Annotated in this window: 14 protein-coding genes and 1 tRNA gene; 6 read left to right on the forward strand and 9 right to left on the reverse strand. The window is 61.3% G+C overall.

Features of this window, described 5'->3' with window-relative positions:
* Positions 1-36 precede the first annotated feature (36 nt).
* Together B7Y43_RS01705 and B7Y43_RS01710 are read left to right on the forward strand one after the other, a co-directional pair.
* Positions 37-1,026 (forward strand): aspartate carbamoyltransferase catalytic subunit, encoded by a 990-nt coding sequence (locus tag B7Y43_RS01705; protein ID WP_374129884.1) that lies wholly within the window; start codon positions 37-39, stop codon positions 1,024-1,026.
* Positions 1,023-2,243: a dihydroorotase family protein gene (locus B7Y43_RS01710; protein WP_374129885.1), complete on the forward strand. Its 1,221-nt coding sequence runs from the start codon at positions 1,023-1,025 to the stop codon at positions 2,241-2,243. Before B7Y43_RS01705 ends, B7Y43_RS01710 begins: the two co-directional genes overlap by 4 nt.
* On the opposite strand, the gene B7Y43_RS01715 is transcribed toward B7Y43_RS01710, so the two are convergent.
* Genes B7Y43_RS01715 through B7Y43_RS01725 form a run of 3 tightly spaced genes read right to left on the reverse strand, consistent with a single transcriptional unit; the run spans position 2,244 to position 4,906 of the window.
* The gene (locus tag B7Y43_RS01715) at positions 2,244-3,608 is read right to left on the reverse strand and encodes a tetratricopeptide repeat protein (RefSeq protein ID WP_374129886.1); all 1,365 of its coding nucleotides are present in this window, start codon (positions 3,606-3,608) and stop codon (positions 2,244-2,246) included. It abuts the gene before it with no gap.
* A 4-nt stretch (positions 3,609-3,612) separates the two neighbouring features.
* Positions 3,613-4,179: a hypothetical protein gene (locus tag B7Y43_RS01720; RefSeq protein WP_374130181.1), complete on the reverse strand. Its 567-nt coding sequence runs from the start codon at positions 4,177-4,179 to the stop codon at positions 3,613-3,615.
* A 13-nt stretch (positions 4,180-4,192) separates the two neighbouring features.
* Positions 4,193-4,906, reverse strand: a complete 714-nt coding sequence (locus B7Y43_RS01725) for a ParA family protein (protein ID WP_374129887.1) — start codon at positions 4,904-4,906, stop codon at positions 4,193-4,195.
* 195 nt (positions 4,907-5,101) lie between these two features.
* On the opposite strand from B7Y43_RS01725, the gene B7Y43_RS01730 reads away from it, so the two are divergent.
* A complete protein-coding gene (locus tag B7Y43_RS01730; protein WP_374129888.1) occupies positions 5,102-6,166 on the forward strand; it encodes an SPOR domain-containing protein in 1,065 nt (354 codons plus the stop codon).
* Here the strand turns inward: B7Y43_RS01730 and serB are convergent.
* Positions 6,163-7,044, reverse strand: coding sequence for a phosphoserine phosphatase SerB (gene serB, locus B7Y43_RS01735; RefSeq protein WP_374129889.1), 882 nt, complete (start codon positions 7,042-7,044; stop codon positions 6,163-6,165). The two genes, B7Y43_RS01730 and serB, sit on opposite strands and share 4 nt — an antisense overlap.
* On the opposite strand from serB, the gene miaA reads away from it, so the two are divergent.
* Complete coding sequence (gene miaA, locus B7Y43_RS01740; protein ID WP_374129890.1) at positions 7,043-7,975, forward strand: tRNA (adenosine(37)-N6)-dimethylallyltransferase MiaA; 933 nt, start codon at positions 7,043-7,045, stop codon at positions 7,973-7,975. The genes serB and miaA overlap by 2 nt on opposite strands.
* A gap of 10 nt (positions 7,976-7,985) precedes the next feature.
* On the opposite strand, the gene B7Y43_RS01745 is transcribed toward miaA, so the two are convergent.
* The 3 genes from B7Y43_RS01745 to folE are packed head-to-tail and all read right to left on the reverse strand — an operon-like array spanning position 7,986 to position 9,739.
* A complete protein-coding gene (locus B7Y43_RS01745; RefSeq protein ID WP_374129891.1) occupies positions 7,986-8,348 on the reverse strand; it encodes a dihydroneopterin aldolase in 363 nt (120 codons plus the stop codon).
* Positions 8,341-9,111 carry an SDR family NAD(P)-dependent oxidoreductase gene (locus tag B7Y43_RS01750; RefSeq protein WP_374129892.1) on the reverse strand — a complete coding sequence of 257 codons (771 nt, stop codon included), beginning with the start codon at positions 9,109-9,111 and terminating at the stop codon, positions 8,341-8,343. Before B7Y43_RS01750 ends, B7Y43_RS01745 begins: the two co-directional genes overlap by 8 nt.
* A gap of 7 nt (positions 9,112-9,118) precedes the next feature.
* Positions 9,119-9,739 (reverse strand): GTP cyclohydrolase I, encoded by a 621-nt coding sequence (gene folE, locus B7Y43_RS01755; RefSeq protein ID WP_374129893.1) that lies wholly within the window; start codon positions 9,737-9,739, stop codon positions 9,119-9,121.
* A gap of 229 nt (positions 9,740-9,968) precedes the next feature.
* On the opposite strand from folE, the gene B7Y43_RS01760 reads away from it, so the two are divergent.
* A complete protein-coding gene (locus tag B7Y43_RS01760; RefSeq protein ID WP_374129894.1) occupies positions 9,969-12,542 on the forward strand; it encodes a TonB-dependent receptor in 2,574 nt (857 codons plus the stop codon).
* 98 nt (positions 12,543-12,640) lie between these two features.
* Here the strand turns inward: B7Y43_RS01760 and fghA are convergent, their stop codons facing one another.
* The gene (gene fghA, locus B7Y43_RS01765; protein WP_374129895.1) at positions 12,641-13,483 is read right to left on the reverse strand and encodes an S-formylglutathione hydrolase; all 843 of its coding nucleotides are present in this window, start codon (positions 13,481-13,483) and stop codon (positions 12,641-12,643) included.
* A gap of 281 nt (positions 13,484-13,764) precedes the next feature.
* On the opposite strand from fghA, the gene B7Y43_RS01770 reads away from it, so the two are divergent.
* On the forward strand, positions 13,765-14,046 hold the full coding sequence (locus tag B7Y43_RS01770) for an SWIB/MDM2 domain-containing protein (protein ID WP_374129896.1): 282 nt from the start codon (positions 13,765-13,767) through the stop codon (positions 14,044-14,046).
* Positions 14,047-14,376: 330 nt separating this feature from the next.
* Here B7Y43_RS01770 and B7Y43_RS01775 read toward each other — a convergent pair.
* Positions 14,377-14,453, reverse strand: a tRNA-Arg gene (locus B7Y43_RS01775).
* Between the last annotated feature and the right edge of the window lie 13 nt (positions 14,454-14,466).

Raw genomic sequence — 14,466 nt, forward strand, 5'->3', positions numbered from 1 at the left:
GCGCGCCGTCCACCGCCCCGCTACGCAGCCGCTTTAATGCAACCCGTCGATCATCGCCCCGCATCCCTCATCTCGGGACGCGCTGTTTTCCCGCACCGGGACTTGACCGGTATCGACGGCCTCCAGCCGCATGAAATTACTTTTCTGCTCGATGAGGCCGAACAATGGGTGGAGGTGAACCGTCGGCGCGCCAAGAGCGAAAAGCGGCTTGAAGGGCTCACCCTGATCAACGCTTTTTTCGAAAACAGTACGCGAACATTGCTGTCGTTCGAAATCGCCGGCAAGCGGATGGGTGCCGATGTCGTCAACATGCACGCCGCCCAATCCAGCGTGAAAAAGGGCGAAACGCTGATCGACACCGCCGTTACCCTCAACGCTATGCGGGCCGATATGCTGGTGATCCGCCACCAAAGCTCTGGCGCGGTGAAGCTGATTGCCAGCAAAGTCGATTGCCCGGTGCTCAATGCCGGCGATGGACGGCATGAACATCCCACCCAAGCACTGCTCGATGCGCTGACGATCAGGCGGCGGCGCGGCAGCATTGCCGGGCAGCGCGTCGTGATCTGCGGCGATGTGATGCACAGCCGGGTCGCGCGATCGAATATCCTAGCGCTGACGGCGCTTGCCGCCGAAGTGCGGGTCGTCGCTCCATCGACGCTGATGCCAGCAGCGATTGACCGCATGGGGGTAACCCCGTTCACCGATTTCGATGCAGCACTTGAGGGCGCTGATGTCGTGATGATGCTGCGCTTGCAGAATGAGCGGATGGATGGCGGCTTCATCCCTTCCTCGCGCGAATTTCATCTGCGCTACGGCCTGAACACGGAACGGCTGCGCCGCGCCAAGCCCGATGCATTGGTGATGCATCCCGGGCCGATGAATCGCGGGGTTGAGATCAGCTCAAGCGTCGCCGATCACCCAGAGCGTTCCGCAATCACCGAACAGGTTGAAATGGGCGTGGCGGTGCGGATGGCGTGCCTCGACGTGCTCACCCGCCGCGCGCGCGGGATTGAGGGTTGGGCATGACCGCCCTCGCCTTCACCAATGCACAGCTCGTCCTGGCAGGCGAAACCCGGCCCGGCGCGCTGCTGGTGCAGGATGGGACGATTGCCGCCATTGGCACGATCGATTTGCCAGCCGACGTCGAGACGATTGATCTGCGCGGCAAGATTCTGGCACCCGCAATCATTGATTTGGGGGTGTTTGCGGTCGATCTGGCGGCCTGCCACGCGGGCGGAATCGTCCGGATCGGCCTGATGCCCGATCAAACGCCAGTGCTTGACGATCCCGGCATCGTCCAGCGATCGGCATTGATCGGCCGCCCTGATCTGTGGATCCACCCCATCGCCGCCGCGACCAAAGCGCTGGCAGGCCAGGACCTCGCCGAAATGGCGATTAATCAGGCCGCTGGTGCCCGCGCCGTCGGCACCGGGCGCGGTTGGATCGCTGATGCCGCCGTCATGCGCAAAGTCCTGCTTTACGCACATGATCTTGGCTTGGCCGTCATTGCCCATGCCGAAGACGGCGGATTGGCAGCCGGGGCTGTCGCGACCGAGGGCGAAACCGCGACCCGATTGGGGTTGAGCGCCGCGCCGGCCATTGCCGAAGCGCTGGCCATCGCTCGTGATCTACTGCTTGCCGAAGAAACTGGCGCCCGCTTGCACCTTCGCCAGGTGACCACAGCAGCAGGCTTTGCGCTGGTGCGGGCCGCCAAGGCGCGCGGGGTGGCGGTCACCTGCGGGATCACCCCTGCGCATGTGCTGCTGTCCGATATCGCGATGACTGATTTCCGCAGTTTTGCGCATCTCTCCCCACCATTACGGGCGGAAAGCGACCGCCAAGCGGCGCTCGCAGCACTTGCCGATGGCACGATTGACGTGCTGGCATCGGGCCATGATCCCCGGGGACCCGAGGAAAAGCGCCTGCCCTTCGCCGATTCCGCACCGGGCATGGCTGGGGCCGAAACGCTCCTCGCGCTTGGCCTTGGCCTGGTGCGCGATGAGTATATCTCGCTCGATCGCCTCTTTGCGCTATTGGCTGTCAATCCGGCACGGCTGCTCGGCATCCATGCCGGCATGCTCGCGCCCGGCATGCCGGCCGATCTCGTGGTGATCGATAGCGAAACCCCGTGGCAGATCGGCACTGAGACGCTGGTCGGTCGCGCCGGTAACACGCCGTTTGACGGCCTGCCGGTTCAGGGCAAGGCCGTGCAGCTTTTCAAGGGCGGTGCGCGGCTGCTCTAATTAGCGTGAAGCCAGCTGCACTGGCTTTTGAACCCAGCGAGCGACCTGATCGCCAGCACTTACCCGAACGAAGCAATTGCCCCCCTTGGCCTGATAGCCAGCGCAAAGCGCATGGGCAGCCTCACGCGTATAACCGCCAACCGACAGCCGATAAAAACTCCCCGCAGCGGTCTTGATGGCCATACCAGACGGCGTCTGTCCGGCAAATTCGGCATAGCGGCGGGTGGCGCGTGCCCAGCCATCCTGCGCCACTGCAACATTCGCAAAGGCACCGATCTGCACGAAATAGCCGCCCTTTGCCGGGCTGTTCGCCATTGCCAATTTCGGCGCTGACATAATTTTCGGGGCCGACGTTACGGCAGCCATGGCCTGCCGCCCTGCGCCATAGGGCCGATAATTGGCCGGAAGCGCCTGCACGACGGGGCGGCGTTCGCCAAACACGATGGTCGGACGCGACGATGCCACCTCAACGGCCATCGCTGGCACCGGTTCGGGCTCAGCATTTGTCTCGGCCGCAGCGGCAAGCTGGGCCGGAGCCGGGGCTGGAACGGGTTCGCCAGGCTTGCCTGGCATATAGGCATCAATTGCGCTCGCCATTTGCGGCTGGGCCGCAACCGTTGCGTTCAGCGCGAGCGCCATAGGCTGTCCCCGATCTTCCACAGCGCGCACGCCAAGCAGGCTCGCCACCTGATCGGAGGCGGCCTTTGGATGGGCAAAGCTCGCCCATTCGCGCAACCGCTGATCGACTTCATCGGCGGCGACATCAAGTTGCGCGACCGTCTTGGCTTCCGCCCAGCGGCCTGAAAGCGCCAGCGCCAGCGCAAGATTCTGGCGGGTCTTGGCGTCTGCCGAAGCTGCGCGTGCCGCCTCTGTCAACAGATCAACCGCCGTGCCCGGATCACCGGCCAGCGCCAGTGCCAGCCCCCGATCCGCAACCGGGATCATCTCGGCATGGTCCTCTAGCGTTTTGCGCGCCGATGCCCAGTCGCCCGTCGCCGTCTGCGCAAGCGCCAGGCTGAGGGCCGTCGCCGCATCGGCGGGCGACAGAGAAAGCGAATCGGTAAAGGCATCACGCGCCGATGCAAAGCGACCAGCCTTCAAATAGCTATTGCCCAGCAGCGCCCGGTAACTGGCATCCTGCGGGCTGAATTTCACCGCGCGTTCGGCGTAACCGATCGCTGCCCGCAGATCGCCTTTACCAAGCGCCCGTTGCGCCTTGGCCGCGTCGCTTGCCGCCTGTTTCAGCCCGGCTGCATTCGGGGCATTTGCAATGGCCATGCTGCCAGTGGTGATGGCCGTGCCCATCGCGGCACCGCCCATGATCAGGGCAGATAGCCCCAGCGTCACAAGTGTTTTGCTCGTCATCGCATTAGCCCCCATCAACCACATTAGCGTCCGCCCCAGGCGACAGCCGGCTGGCCATCGCTTCCACCTCGGGCAGCGTCTTCAGAAAATCATCAAGCGCTTCAGTCACCAGCTGCTGGGCAGACCGATGGTGCAGCGCACTCGCCAGCCTCAGCCGCAAATGGCGATCGGCGTTCAGGCGAAGCGTAAAGGCAGCCTTTGCGCGATCGCTGGCATCACCGTTACCGCCGCCGCCACGCGTCGGCTTGGAACGGCGGGCCAGGCGTGGCTCGCTCTTTTGGACTGGCGGCGCCGCCAGAGGTGCTGACGGCATTGGTTCAGGCGCGGCGGTCGCCATTTCGACCGTCAAGGCTTCGCGCTGACGCAATACCGGCGGCAAGGGCATCTGTTCAATTGGTGCTGGGCCGGGCTGGCTGTCGTTATGGCCCATATCGTTCCAGCCGAGATCGTCGATCGCCTCCGATACGGCGCCGAAGCCCGAAAAGCCCTGCGGCCGCATCGCTGGCTTGGCCTGGCCCTTGCGCGCGAGCAGCCCTGAAGACAGGGAGGCAAAAGGTTTGGGTTGACCCATCATCGCCGCCACCTCAGCTCACAACCCGGCGGCCAAAGCCGCCCATCTGGCGGCTCGCCGCCAAATTACCCTGGGCCTGTGGCGCGCTAAACACCGTCCGGCGAAAATTCTTCTCAAGCCGATCGGCGATATAGTTCCACAGTTGTTCGATTTCGGCAGCCGACCGGCCACCCGGATCCACTTCCATCACCGTGCGGCCATCAATCATCGACGCCGCAAAATCAGTGCGGTGGTGCACCGTGATCGGTGCAACCGTGCCATGCTGCGATAGGGCGACGGCTGCTTCACTGGTGATCTTGGCCTTTGGCGTCGCGCCATTGACCACGAAGATCAGCGGCTTGCCGGCGCGATCACACAGATCAACCGTCGCGCCGACGGCCCGGAGATCATGCGGCGAAGGGCGCGTTGGGATGACGATCAGTTCGGCAACCGCAATAACGCTCTGGATCGCCATCGTAATGGCGGGCGGCGTATCGATCATCGCCAGGCGAAAACCCTGTTGGCGCAATACTTCAAGATCAGCAGCAAGCCGGGCAACGGTGGTTTGGGCGAATGCAGGAAATTCGCTTTCCCGCTCGTTCCACCAATCAGAAAGCGACCCTTGCGGATCGATATCGATCAACACAACAGGGCCACCGCCAGAGCGCTGCGCCTGAACGGCCAGATGCCCCGACAATGTGGTCTTTCCCGAACCACCTTTTTGAGAAGCCATCGCGAGAACGCGCATTATTTCCCCGGTCTTTCCTGTTTCAAACCGGAAAATGCCACGCCGAGTGATAAGAAGTGGTAAACGAACGCGCTCGGCCCTGGGAACGCAGCGATGCCCCAACTGATCCCGGACGGGACAATTGGATAACCAAATATTTCCCAATTTTGGCTTAAAGCGAATTATTAGAGCCTGGGGTTGAGGGATGATGCGGCGATGTTGACGCGAAACGGGATCAAGCGGCGCGCGATGCAGCGCGGTCTGATGGCAACGGCGATACTGCTTGCCGTGGTCGGCAGCGCGCCGGCCTGGGCCGATGTCAAGGAAGGTGTCGATGCCTGGAGCCGCGGCGAGTATCGCAAGGCCGTTGAAAGCTGGCGGCCGCTAGCGATTGCGGGCGATGCCGATGCGCAGTTCAATCTGGGCCAGGCCTATAAGTTGGGGCGCGGTGTCCCGGTCGATCTTGCGCTGGCAGAAGAATGGTATCGCAAGGCAGCAATTCAGGGGCATTTCCAGGCCGAAGACGCCTATGGGCTGACGCTGTTTCAAAACAACAAGCGCGCTGAGGCTTTGCCGTGGCTTGAACGATCCGTGGGGCGGGGTGAACCCCGCGCCCAACTGGTACTCGGCACTATGTTGTTCAACGGGGATAGCGTCAAAAAGGATTGGGTCCGCGCCTATGCGCTCCTGACCCGCTCGTCAGCGTCGGGGCTGCCCCAGGGCGCGCAGACAATGGCGCAAATGGATCAATATATCCCCAGCGACGTTCGCCAGCAGGGCATCGCGCTGGCCCGTCAATATGAAGCAAGTGCCAACCGGCCAGTCGATACACCCGACATTGCTGGCCAGGGATCCAGCGGCATGCGCAGTGCCGAGCTGCCAGCCTCTACCTATGCCGGTGAGAGTGACACGCGTCCTATTCTTAATGCTCAATCAAAGCCGGCCGCCCGACCGACCAAGGCGCCTCCGGTAGAACGTGCAACGAACGATGCCGCGCCGGTCGCGGCGCGCCCAACCGTCACCGCCCCGCAGCCCGTTGCGGGCGGCGGCTGGCGCATTCAGCTTGGCGCCTTCCGTGACTCGTCAAATGCGCGCGGCCTTTGGCAGCAACTGCAGAGCAAGGTCCCCGGCATTGCGCCGTTCAAGGCCATCTATACCCCCAGCGGCACGCTCACCAAGCTGCAGGCCGGGCCAATCGCGTCACGAACGGACGCAGCACGGCTGTGCGCCGAAGTGCAGGGCCGGATGCCCGGCACCCCGTGCGTACCAATCGCGCCCTAGTCGGTTACCCATTCACTGGCCGGAATTCCTTGCGCATAAAGCAAGGCGGTCAAATCATTGTGATCGATGCGCGCCGCCGCTGCGGCCGCGACGACTGGCTTGGCATGATAGGCATAGCCAAGCCCGGCACGCTTGATCATCGCCAGGTCATTAGCCCCGTCGCCAACCGCCATCGTTGCTTCCGGCGGCAGGTTTTGTGCGGCAATGGCGGCCAGCAAGGTTGCTTCCTTGGTGGCTGAATCGACGATCGGCTTGTCGACGCGACCATCAAGCTTGCCATCGGCAATGCCAAGCCGATTGGCGATCACCTGATCAAAGCCAATCGCCTTGCCAACCGGATCGGCAAAGCGGGTAAAACCGCCCGACACCAAGATGCTCCGCCCTCCCCGCGCGCGCATCGTCCGGACCAAGGCGACCGCGCCGGCCATGATCTGAACGCGTTCGGCAAGACATTGCTCGATCACCCGTTCGTCAAGCCCAGCAAGCAACGCCACGCGCGCATCAAGCGCCTCGCCAAAATCCATCTCACCGCGCATCGCGGCTTCGGTAACGGCGGCGATCTGCGGTTTAATGCCAGCGTAATCGGCCAGTTCGTCGATGCATTCGACGGTAATCATCGTTGAATCCATATCCGCGATCAGCAGCGATTTGGGCCGCGCCATCATGCCCTGCACAACAACATCGACACGACCAAACGCCCCCTCCAGCGCGGTGCGGGCACGATCGGGGAACTGCCCGAACATTAGGTCAGCCGCGCGCGCCGCATCGATCCATCCCGACCCCAGCGTCACGCAGCCAGCGGCATTGAGCCGATCGAGCGCCTCAGAAATTTGCCCTGCATCGAGCCGGTCTGCTGCTATCAGCGTTGCAATGAACATGGCAAAATCCCCTCCGGCTTCCCCGGTTGCGCTCATTGCAGGGCCGACGGCCAGCGGCAAGTCCGCTCTTGCCGTGGCGCTTGCCGAGGCGATTGGCGGCTCCGTGATCAATGCTGATTCAGCGCAGGTCTATGCTGATCTCCGCGTGCTGTCAGCGCGCCCGTCGCCAACCGACGAAGCCCAGGTTCCACACCGGCTTTTCGGTCATGTCGGCGCAACGGAGATTTACTCCGCCGCGCGCTGGGCGACTGAAGCATCGGCCAGCATCGCCGAAGCTCAAGCCGCTGGTCGTCGCCCGATTCTGGTGGGGGGCACCGGCCTTTATCTCCGGACCCTGCTCGACGGCATTGCCCCGGTTCCCGATATTGACCCGGCAATCCGGGCGCAGGTACGGGCATTGCCCGTTGCCGACAGCTATCGCCTGCTCCAGGCGGCCGATCCGGCCGCGGCTGCGCGGCTTTCCCCGGCGGATACCACGCGGGTCGCGCGCGCGCTTGAGGTGGTCCAATCGACCGGCAGAACCCTCGCGAGCTGGCAAGCCGAACGGCATGGCGGCATTGCGCCCATGATCCAGCTTCAGCCGTTGATCCTGTTGCCCGATCGAGACTGGCTATTCACGCGCTGCGATGCCCGGCTGGCGGCAATGCTTGACCAAGGGGCGGCTGGCGAAGTCAGTGCTCTGCTCGCGCGATCGGACATCCCCGAAACGGCACCGATCATGCGCGCCATTGGCGTGCGGGAAATCACTGGCTGGCTGCATGGGCATACCGATCGAGAGACAGCCCTGGCCGAGGCGCAAGCGGCTACCCGTCGCTACGCCAAGCGGCAATATACCTGGTTTCGCAATCAGCCGCCGCCCGATTGGCCGCGCTTGGCCGAGTGCGATCCGGGGAAATTGCTTGCCATCTTCCGATTGCGCTATCCCGATTAAATATCGGCGATCAGCCGCCGGCTCGTTCTCGCACAATGTCGCATCCGACAGCGGCATCGGGATAGATATCGGGTTTTAGCGAGCTGACCCGGACGCGCCAGACGCGATCATCGGCCAACGCAAGCGCTGCGATCGCTTCGCAAAAGGTTTCCTGCAGATTGAAATGGCGACTGTCGGCGAGCGCCATGATCTCCCGGCGCAGAAAATCATAATCCACCACCGCATCAATTTCGTCCGGAAAGGGAGCGGTAGGATAGCGGCAGTCGAGCCACACGGAAACGATCACCCGCTGCGGCGCTGCGCGTTCTGCGGGGTGGATGCCGATCCGCATGGGCAGCGAGAGCCCTTCCAATCGCGTCGTGAATTCAGCCATTAACCGCCTCTCGGGTCGAAAACATTACATCGCGGGCCGTTGGCATGAAACGTTGCCCGGCATCGACGAAAATCGTCTGGCCAGTGATGCCCTGCGCACCCAGCAGAAAAGCGACCGCACCGGCCACTTGATCCGCCCCGACCGGTCGGTGAAGCAGGTTCATCCGGCACGTGGCATCAAATTCGGCCTCGGTCTGGTCCATGCTGGGCAGAGTCAACCCCGGCGCTACGGCGTTGACAGTGATCCGGGGGCCAAGGCTTTGCGCCAACATGATGCTCGCACCAGCCAGCGCCACCTTGCTGCAACTATAGGAAAAGAAATCGGGATTGAGGTTGGCCAGCTTTTGGTCCAGCAAGTTGACGATCGCCCCGTGGCGCAAATCCTTTTGCCCGGCCATTGCCGAAGCGAGCAGCACTGGCGCTGTCAGATTGACGCGCATGTGCTGCTCAATAGATTGGCCATCGGGCAACGGCGGTCGGTCAAAGGCAAAAAGCGAGGCGTTATTGACCAGCCCGCTGACCTGCACGCCAAATGCCGCGCGCGCTGCGGTGATCAAGGCGATTTCGGCACCATCCACCGACAGGTCCTGATCGATCGCAACGGCGCGGTCGCCAAGCTCGGCGACGATGGCATCAGCCTCTGGCGCGGATTGGCGATGATGGATGATCACGCGATGCCCGTCGGCAATGAGCCGCCGGGCAATCGCTGCCCCCATTCTCCGCGCGCCGCCAGTGACGATGACGCAGCCAAGGCTGTCAGCCATCACTGCCTCACACCCCCATCAGCGTCAGCACTTCCTTACGACTGCGCTCATCGTCGCGGAATACGCCCATCATCCGGCTGGTCGTCATCGTCACGCCTGGCGTGCGAACGCCCCGCGCGGTCATGCAGGCATGGCTTGCCTCAATCACCACGGCCACACCGTGCGGCTTCAGATTTTCCCAGATGCAGTTGGCGACTTCCGCCGTCAGCCGTTCCTGGACCTGCAGGCGACGTGCATAGGTGTGAAGCACCCGCGCCAGTTTTGAAATGCCAACCACCCAATTGCTCGGCAGATAGGCGATGTGCGCACGGCCGATGATCGGGGCCATGTGATGTTCGCAATGCGATTGGAAGGGGATGTCCTTTAACAGGACAATCTCGTCATAGCCGCCGACTTCTTCGAAAATTCTAGACAAATGATAAACCGGATCATCGCCATAACCCGCGCAATATTCCTTCCAGGCGCGTGCGACGCGTTGCGGCGTATCGATTAATCCTTCGCGCGTCGGATCGTCCCCTGCCCACCGAATCAGCGTACGGACGGCATCGGCAACGTCTTCCGGCACGGGAATTTTCGCCGGAGCGGCAATAATATCGCCGTCGTCCACCGGGTCCTTATCGTCAATCATTCAACCTCCTCATCGCCCGATTCGAGAAAAACGCTACGTCAACCGTGATTTCGCGCCAAACCAGTTCGATTTTGAAACTGTCTCATTTGGGCAACATCGGCGCAAGTCCGCAGTTTCCCGTCGATCCTCCATTGACGCCGTCCTTTGATGGACGCTATTTTCACGCCAACATTGACAGAAGCATCGTGAAACCGGCGGAGACCGGTGGCGGGCATGGAGGGGTTATACCATGAAGAAATTTGAATTGCTTGCCGCGTCCGCCATCGCGATGTTGGCCGTGACACCTGCCTATGCGAAGAATGCGCCGACCCCGGCGAATGCGCCTGTGCAGGCAGAGGCGCCAGCCCAGGAAGCCGACGACACCGAAGATAGCGACATCGTCGTTACCGCCAGCAAGCGCGAAGCAACGCTGCTCGACACGCCAATCGCAGTGTCGGTCGTTTCCGGTTCCACCATTCAGGAAGCGCAGATCCGCGATCTGATCGATCTCCAGTCCGTCGTCCCTTCGCTCCGCGTCTCGCAGTTGCAGAGCTCGGCCAACACCAACTTCATCATTCGCGGCTTCGGTAACGGCGCCAACAATGCCGGCATCGAGCCTTCGGTCGGCGTGTTCATCGACGGCGTGTATCGCTCGCGCTCTGCTGCCCAGATCGCCGATCTGCCCAACCTGAAGCGCGTTGAAGTGCTGCGCGGTCCGCAGTCGACCCTGTTCGGCAAGAACGCATCGGCTGGTATCATCAGCATCGTCACCTCCGAACCGAGCTTCACGACGCGCGGCAGCGCTGAAGTGACCTATGGCAATTACAACGCATTCATTGCCAAGGGCGATATCTCCGGCCCGATCACCGATACGCTCGCCTATTCGGTGGCTGGCAACTATAACCGTCGCGACGGTTATGTGTTCGATGCCGGCCTGCAGACGGACTCGAGCACGCGCAATCGTTATGGCTTCCGCGCCCAGTTGCTGTTCCAGCCCAGTGCCGACCTGAAATTCCGCCTGATCGCCGATTATGACCGGATTTCGGAAAATTGCTGCGCGATCGCAAATATCGTCGCCGGGCCAACCACGCCAATCATCAATTCGCTGGCGGCTGGCGGGCGCGCAATCGATGCCGCCCGTCCGTTCTCCTATGTCACGTTCAGCAATTTCCCATCGTCCAACGACATCACCAACTATGGCTTCTCGCTGCAGGGTGATTACTCGCTGGGCAATCTCGATCTGACCTCGATCAGTGCCTATCGCAAGGTCCGGTCGTTCACCAATCAGGATTCGGATTTCACCAGTGCTGATTTGATCGGGAACAACAGCCAAGCGCTGTTGATCGACACCTTCACCCAGGAACTCCGCCTGACGTCGAACTTCGATGGGCCGCTGAACTTCATTCTGGGTGGTTTCTACTTCAACGAAAAGATCAACCAGAACAATGCGATCACCTATGGCCAGTCGTTCCGCCCTTATGGCGACGCACTGATCCGGGCAGGCACCGGCGGCGCCTTGAACGCAGCATTGCTTGAGGGAACATTCGGCGCGCTTGAAGGGGCGCCGACCCGCTATCTCAACACATTTTTCCGTCGCGGTGATGGCTTGAACGAGCGCTACCGTTTAACCGATGAATCCTTCTCGGTTTTCGCGACGGTTGATTACAAGATCACTGATCGGGTCACCTTGACCGGTGGCATCAACTATACCGATGACCGCAAGCGTTTTGCGACCAACGTTGCTAGCAATGATGTCTTTTCGAACATCAATTTCAATGACCCGCGGTACGCGCCGTTCCGCAACCAGCTGATCTTGGGTGGCCTGCTCGCACAGGGTGTGCCCCTTGCACAGGCGCAGGCAGGGGCATTGGCCAACCAGAACAACCCAGCGGCTAACCCGCTGAACGGACTGCGTGGGCTGCAGTTCCTGCCGCCGGGCCAAAACGTACCGAATGCTGTTGAACCGGGGCGGACGGGTGACACCAACCTTTCCTACACGGGTCGCCTGTCATGGAAGGCAACCGACAATCTCAGCCTTTATGTCACCTATGCATCGGGCTTTAAGGCAAGCTCGATCAACTTGTCGCGCGACAGCCGCCCAACGGTCGCCGATCTTGCCCGGTTGCAGACAGCGGGTCTTGCCGTCGTCAACCTCACCTCGGGCTCACGCTTTGCTGGTCCTGAGCAGTCAGAAGTCTATGAAGGCGGTATCAAGGGTAAGTTCGGCAAGGCGGCCTTCAACATTGCCGTGTTCAAGCAGAACATTAAGGGCTTCCAGGGCAATATCTTCACCGGTACCGGCTTCATTCTGAACAATGCAGGCCAGCAATCGACCTTCGGTATCGAATTTGACGGCAGCATAACGCCAGTAAAGAACCTGTCGTTCAACGCGGATGTGACCTATCTTGATCCAATCTTTGACTCGTTCGTCAATGGTTCGGCCTTCAACGCCACCTTCGGTGTGGTTCCGGCAAACCTGACGGGCCGTCGTCCGGCGGGCATTCCTGAATTCGCGTTCTCGGTCGGCAGTTCGTACACGCATGAAGTCAACGACAACTTCAAGCTCACGCTGCGCGGTGACTATCAGTACAATACCCCGGTCCTCATCTCTGAAGGCTCAACGCTCACCCGCGAAGTCCAGTCGCTCAACATGTCGCTCACCGGCCAGTTCAGCAACGGCATCGAAATCTCGGCCTGGGGCCGCAACATGACGAATGCCCAGTATCTGACGACGATCTTCCCATCGGTCGCTCAGGCAGGCAGCTTGTCGGGCTATCCAAGCCAGCCAGTCACCTATGGTGGCACGGTCCGGATCAAGTTCTGATCGGGTAACGATTAGCGGCCTTGATCGGCTGAAACAAAAAGGGGGCCGCGACACAGTGTCGCGGCCCCTTCTTTCGTTGATAAGGCGTGGTGCAGCGGTCAGGCGGTCAACCGCTCGGCATGCCAGGCAATATGATCGGCCATGAAGGTCGAAATGAAATAATAGCTATGGTCATAGCCGGGCTGCATCCGCAGCGTCAGCGGCATCCCCGCTGCAGCACATGCTGCGGTCAGCAGTTCGGGCTTGAGTTGTTCCGGGAGAAAACTGTCGGCATCCCCTTGATCAATCAGCAATTCAGGCAGTCGCGCGCCATCCTCGATCAGGGCGCAAGCGTCATAGGCCCGCCAGCTCGCCGGGTCTTGGCCCAGATAGCCGCCCAACGCCTTTTGTCCCCACGCACAATGGATTGGCGAGACGATCGGCGCAAAGGCCGAGACGCTCCGGAACCGCTCCGGCGTCCGCAGCGCGATCGTCAACGCGCCATGGCCACCCATAGAATGGCCGGTAATGCCTTGCCGCGCCATGTCCGCCTGGGGAAACGCGGCGGCGATCACGTCAGGCAGTTCGGATTCGATATAGCGGCGCATCTTGAAATGCGTGGCCCAGGGCGCCTGCGTCGCATCGACGTAAAAGCCAGCCCCCTGCCCGAAATCATAGACATCGACATCCGGCACCCCGTCGCCACGTGGTGACGTGTCAGGGGCAATGAAAATGATCCCATGCTCAGCGCAGGCGGCCCGATAGCTGCCCTTGTCGGTCACATTGGCATGGGTGCAGGTCAAACCCGAGAGATACCAAAGCACCGGCAGCTTTGTCCCCGGCGCATGCGGCGGGACAAAGACCGAAAAGGTCATATCTGTGCCCGTGGCGCCCGATGCATGGCGATAAATCCCCTGCACACCGTCATCGGCGCGGGCTGTAACGAGTGTTTCCAATATCATACAGGTGATCCTTCACAATGAACTGATGCCATCAACGTCACGGGGTCTGGCCAATAGTGGCGCAATTTACCGTCGCATGGTGCCTTGCTGTGCAGCAAGCCGGCAAGCGCCGCTGCAAGTCCCTTTGGTAATTTGCATATTTCCTCACGGAAAGCGTTGCCATCCCCGTAACAATCGACTGTAGAGCGTGACAATGACGATAAGGCGGCGCACAAGCGGTGCGCGCTAAGGCGTAATTTCTAAAGGTCGGCCTGTTGCCGACTATGATTGGGAGGATAGCGATGGCGAAAGAACCTGCAACCAAGGCGGCAGCCCCGAAAACCGGCGGCATCCACGCGCCAGTCCAGCCATCACCTGAGCTTGGGGCAATTGTCGGCAATGACCGGCTGCCGCGCAGCGAAGTGATCAGCAAGGTCTGGGCTTATATCAAAAAGCACGATTTGCAGAATCCAGCGAACAAGCGTGAGATTCTCGCCGATGCAGCACTTGAAAAAGTGTTCGGCCGCAAATCGTGCACCATGTTCGAAATGAACAAATATATTGCGGCCCACGTCAAGGCGTGATCCCTATTGGCGGGCATCAAGCAGCACGGACGCTTGCTTGATGCCCGACCGTTCTTCCAGTCGATTCAGGTCGTTGCCCGTTTCGCGCCGCTGAACAAGGCAACAGGCGATCGATTGAGAGTGTGATGACTTTGGATTGGTCCAACCCATACGCCGTTCGCCCTGAGCGAAGTCGAAGGGCATGCGGAGCGTGTGGGCTTCGACTTCAGCCCTTCAGGCTGAAGCCAGTCCTGAGCGCCTGCCTTGGCAGGCAGTCGAAGGGCTCAGCCCGAACGGGTGTGAGGTTGAATCGATCTAACGTCACCACGCTTTAAGGCCAGCAGGCAAAATTGGTGCCCCCGAGAGGAGTCGAACCTCCGGCCTGCGGTTTAGGAAACCGTCGCTCTATCCTGCTGAGCTACGGGGGCACGCGGCGAACTC

This window comes from Sphingomonas sp. 28-62-20 (assembly GCF_002281505.1).

Coding starts and splice junctions, on each gene's coding strand:
- B7Y43_RS01705 (WP_374129884.1), top strand. CDS start 37: ATGCAACCCGTCGATCATCGCCCCGCATCCCTCATCTCGGGACGCGCT.
- B7Y43_RS01710 (WP_374129885.1), top strand. CDS start 1,023: ATGACCGCCCTCGCCTTCACCAATGCACAGCTCGTCCTGGCAGGCGAA.
- B7Y43_RS01715 (WP_374129886.1), bottom strand. CDS start 3,608: ATGACGAGCAAAACACTTGTGACGCTGGGGCTATCTGCCCTGATCATG.
- B7Y43_RS01720 (WP_374130181.1), bottom strand. CDS start 4,179: ATGGGTCAACCCAAACCTTTTGCCTCCCTGTCTTCAGGGCTGCTCGCG.
- B7Y43_RS01725 (WP_374129887.1), bottom strand. CDS start 4,906: ATGCGCGTTCTCGCGATGGCTTCTCAAAAAGGTGGTTCGGGAAAGACC.
- B7Y43_RS01730 (WP_374129888.1), top strand. CDS start 5,102: ATGTTGACGCGAAACGGGATCAAGCGGCGCGCGATGCAGCGCGGTCTG.
- miaA (WP_374129890.1), top strand. CDS start 7,043: ATGGCAAAATCCCCTCCGGCTTCCCCGGTTGCGCTCATTGCAGGGCCG.
- serB (WP_374129889.1), bottom strand. CDS start 7,044: ATGTTCATTGCAACGCTGATAGCAGCAGACCGGCTCGATGCAGGGCAA.
- B7Y43_RS01745 (WP_374129891.1), bottom strand. CDS start 8,348: ATGGCTGAATTCACGACGCGATTGGAAGGGCTCTCGCTGCCCATGCGG.
- B7Y43_RS01750 (WP_374129892.1), bottom strand. CDS start 9,111: ATGGCTGACAGCCTTGGCTGCGTCATCGTCACTGGCGGCGCGCGGAGA.
- folE (WP_374129893.1), bottom strand. CDS start 9,739: ATGATTGACGATAAGGACCCGGTGGACGACGGCGATATTATTGCCGCT.
- B7Y43_RS01760 (WP_374129894.1), top strand. CDS start 9,969: ATGAAGAAATTTGAATTGCTTGCCGCGTCCGCCATCGCGATGTTGGCC.
- fghA (WP_374129895.1), bottom strand. CDS start 13,483: ATGATATTGGAAACACTCGTTACAGCCCGCGCCGATGACGGTGTGCAG.
- B7Y43_RS01770 (WP_374129896.1), top strand. CDS start 13,765: ATGGCGAAAGAACCTGCAACCAAGGCGGCAGCCCCGAAAACCGGCGGC.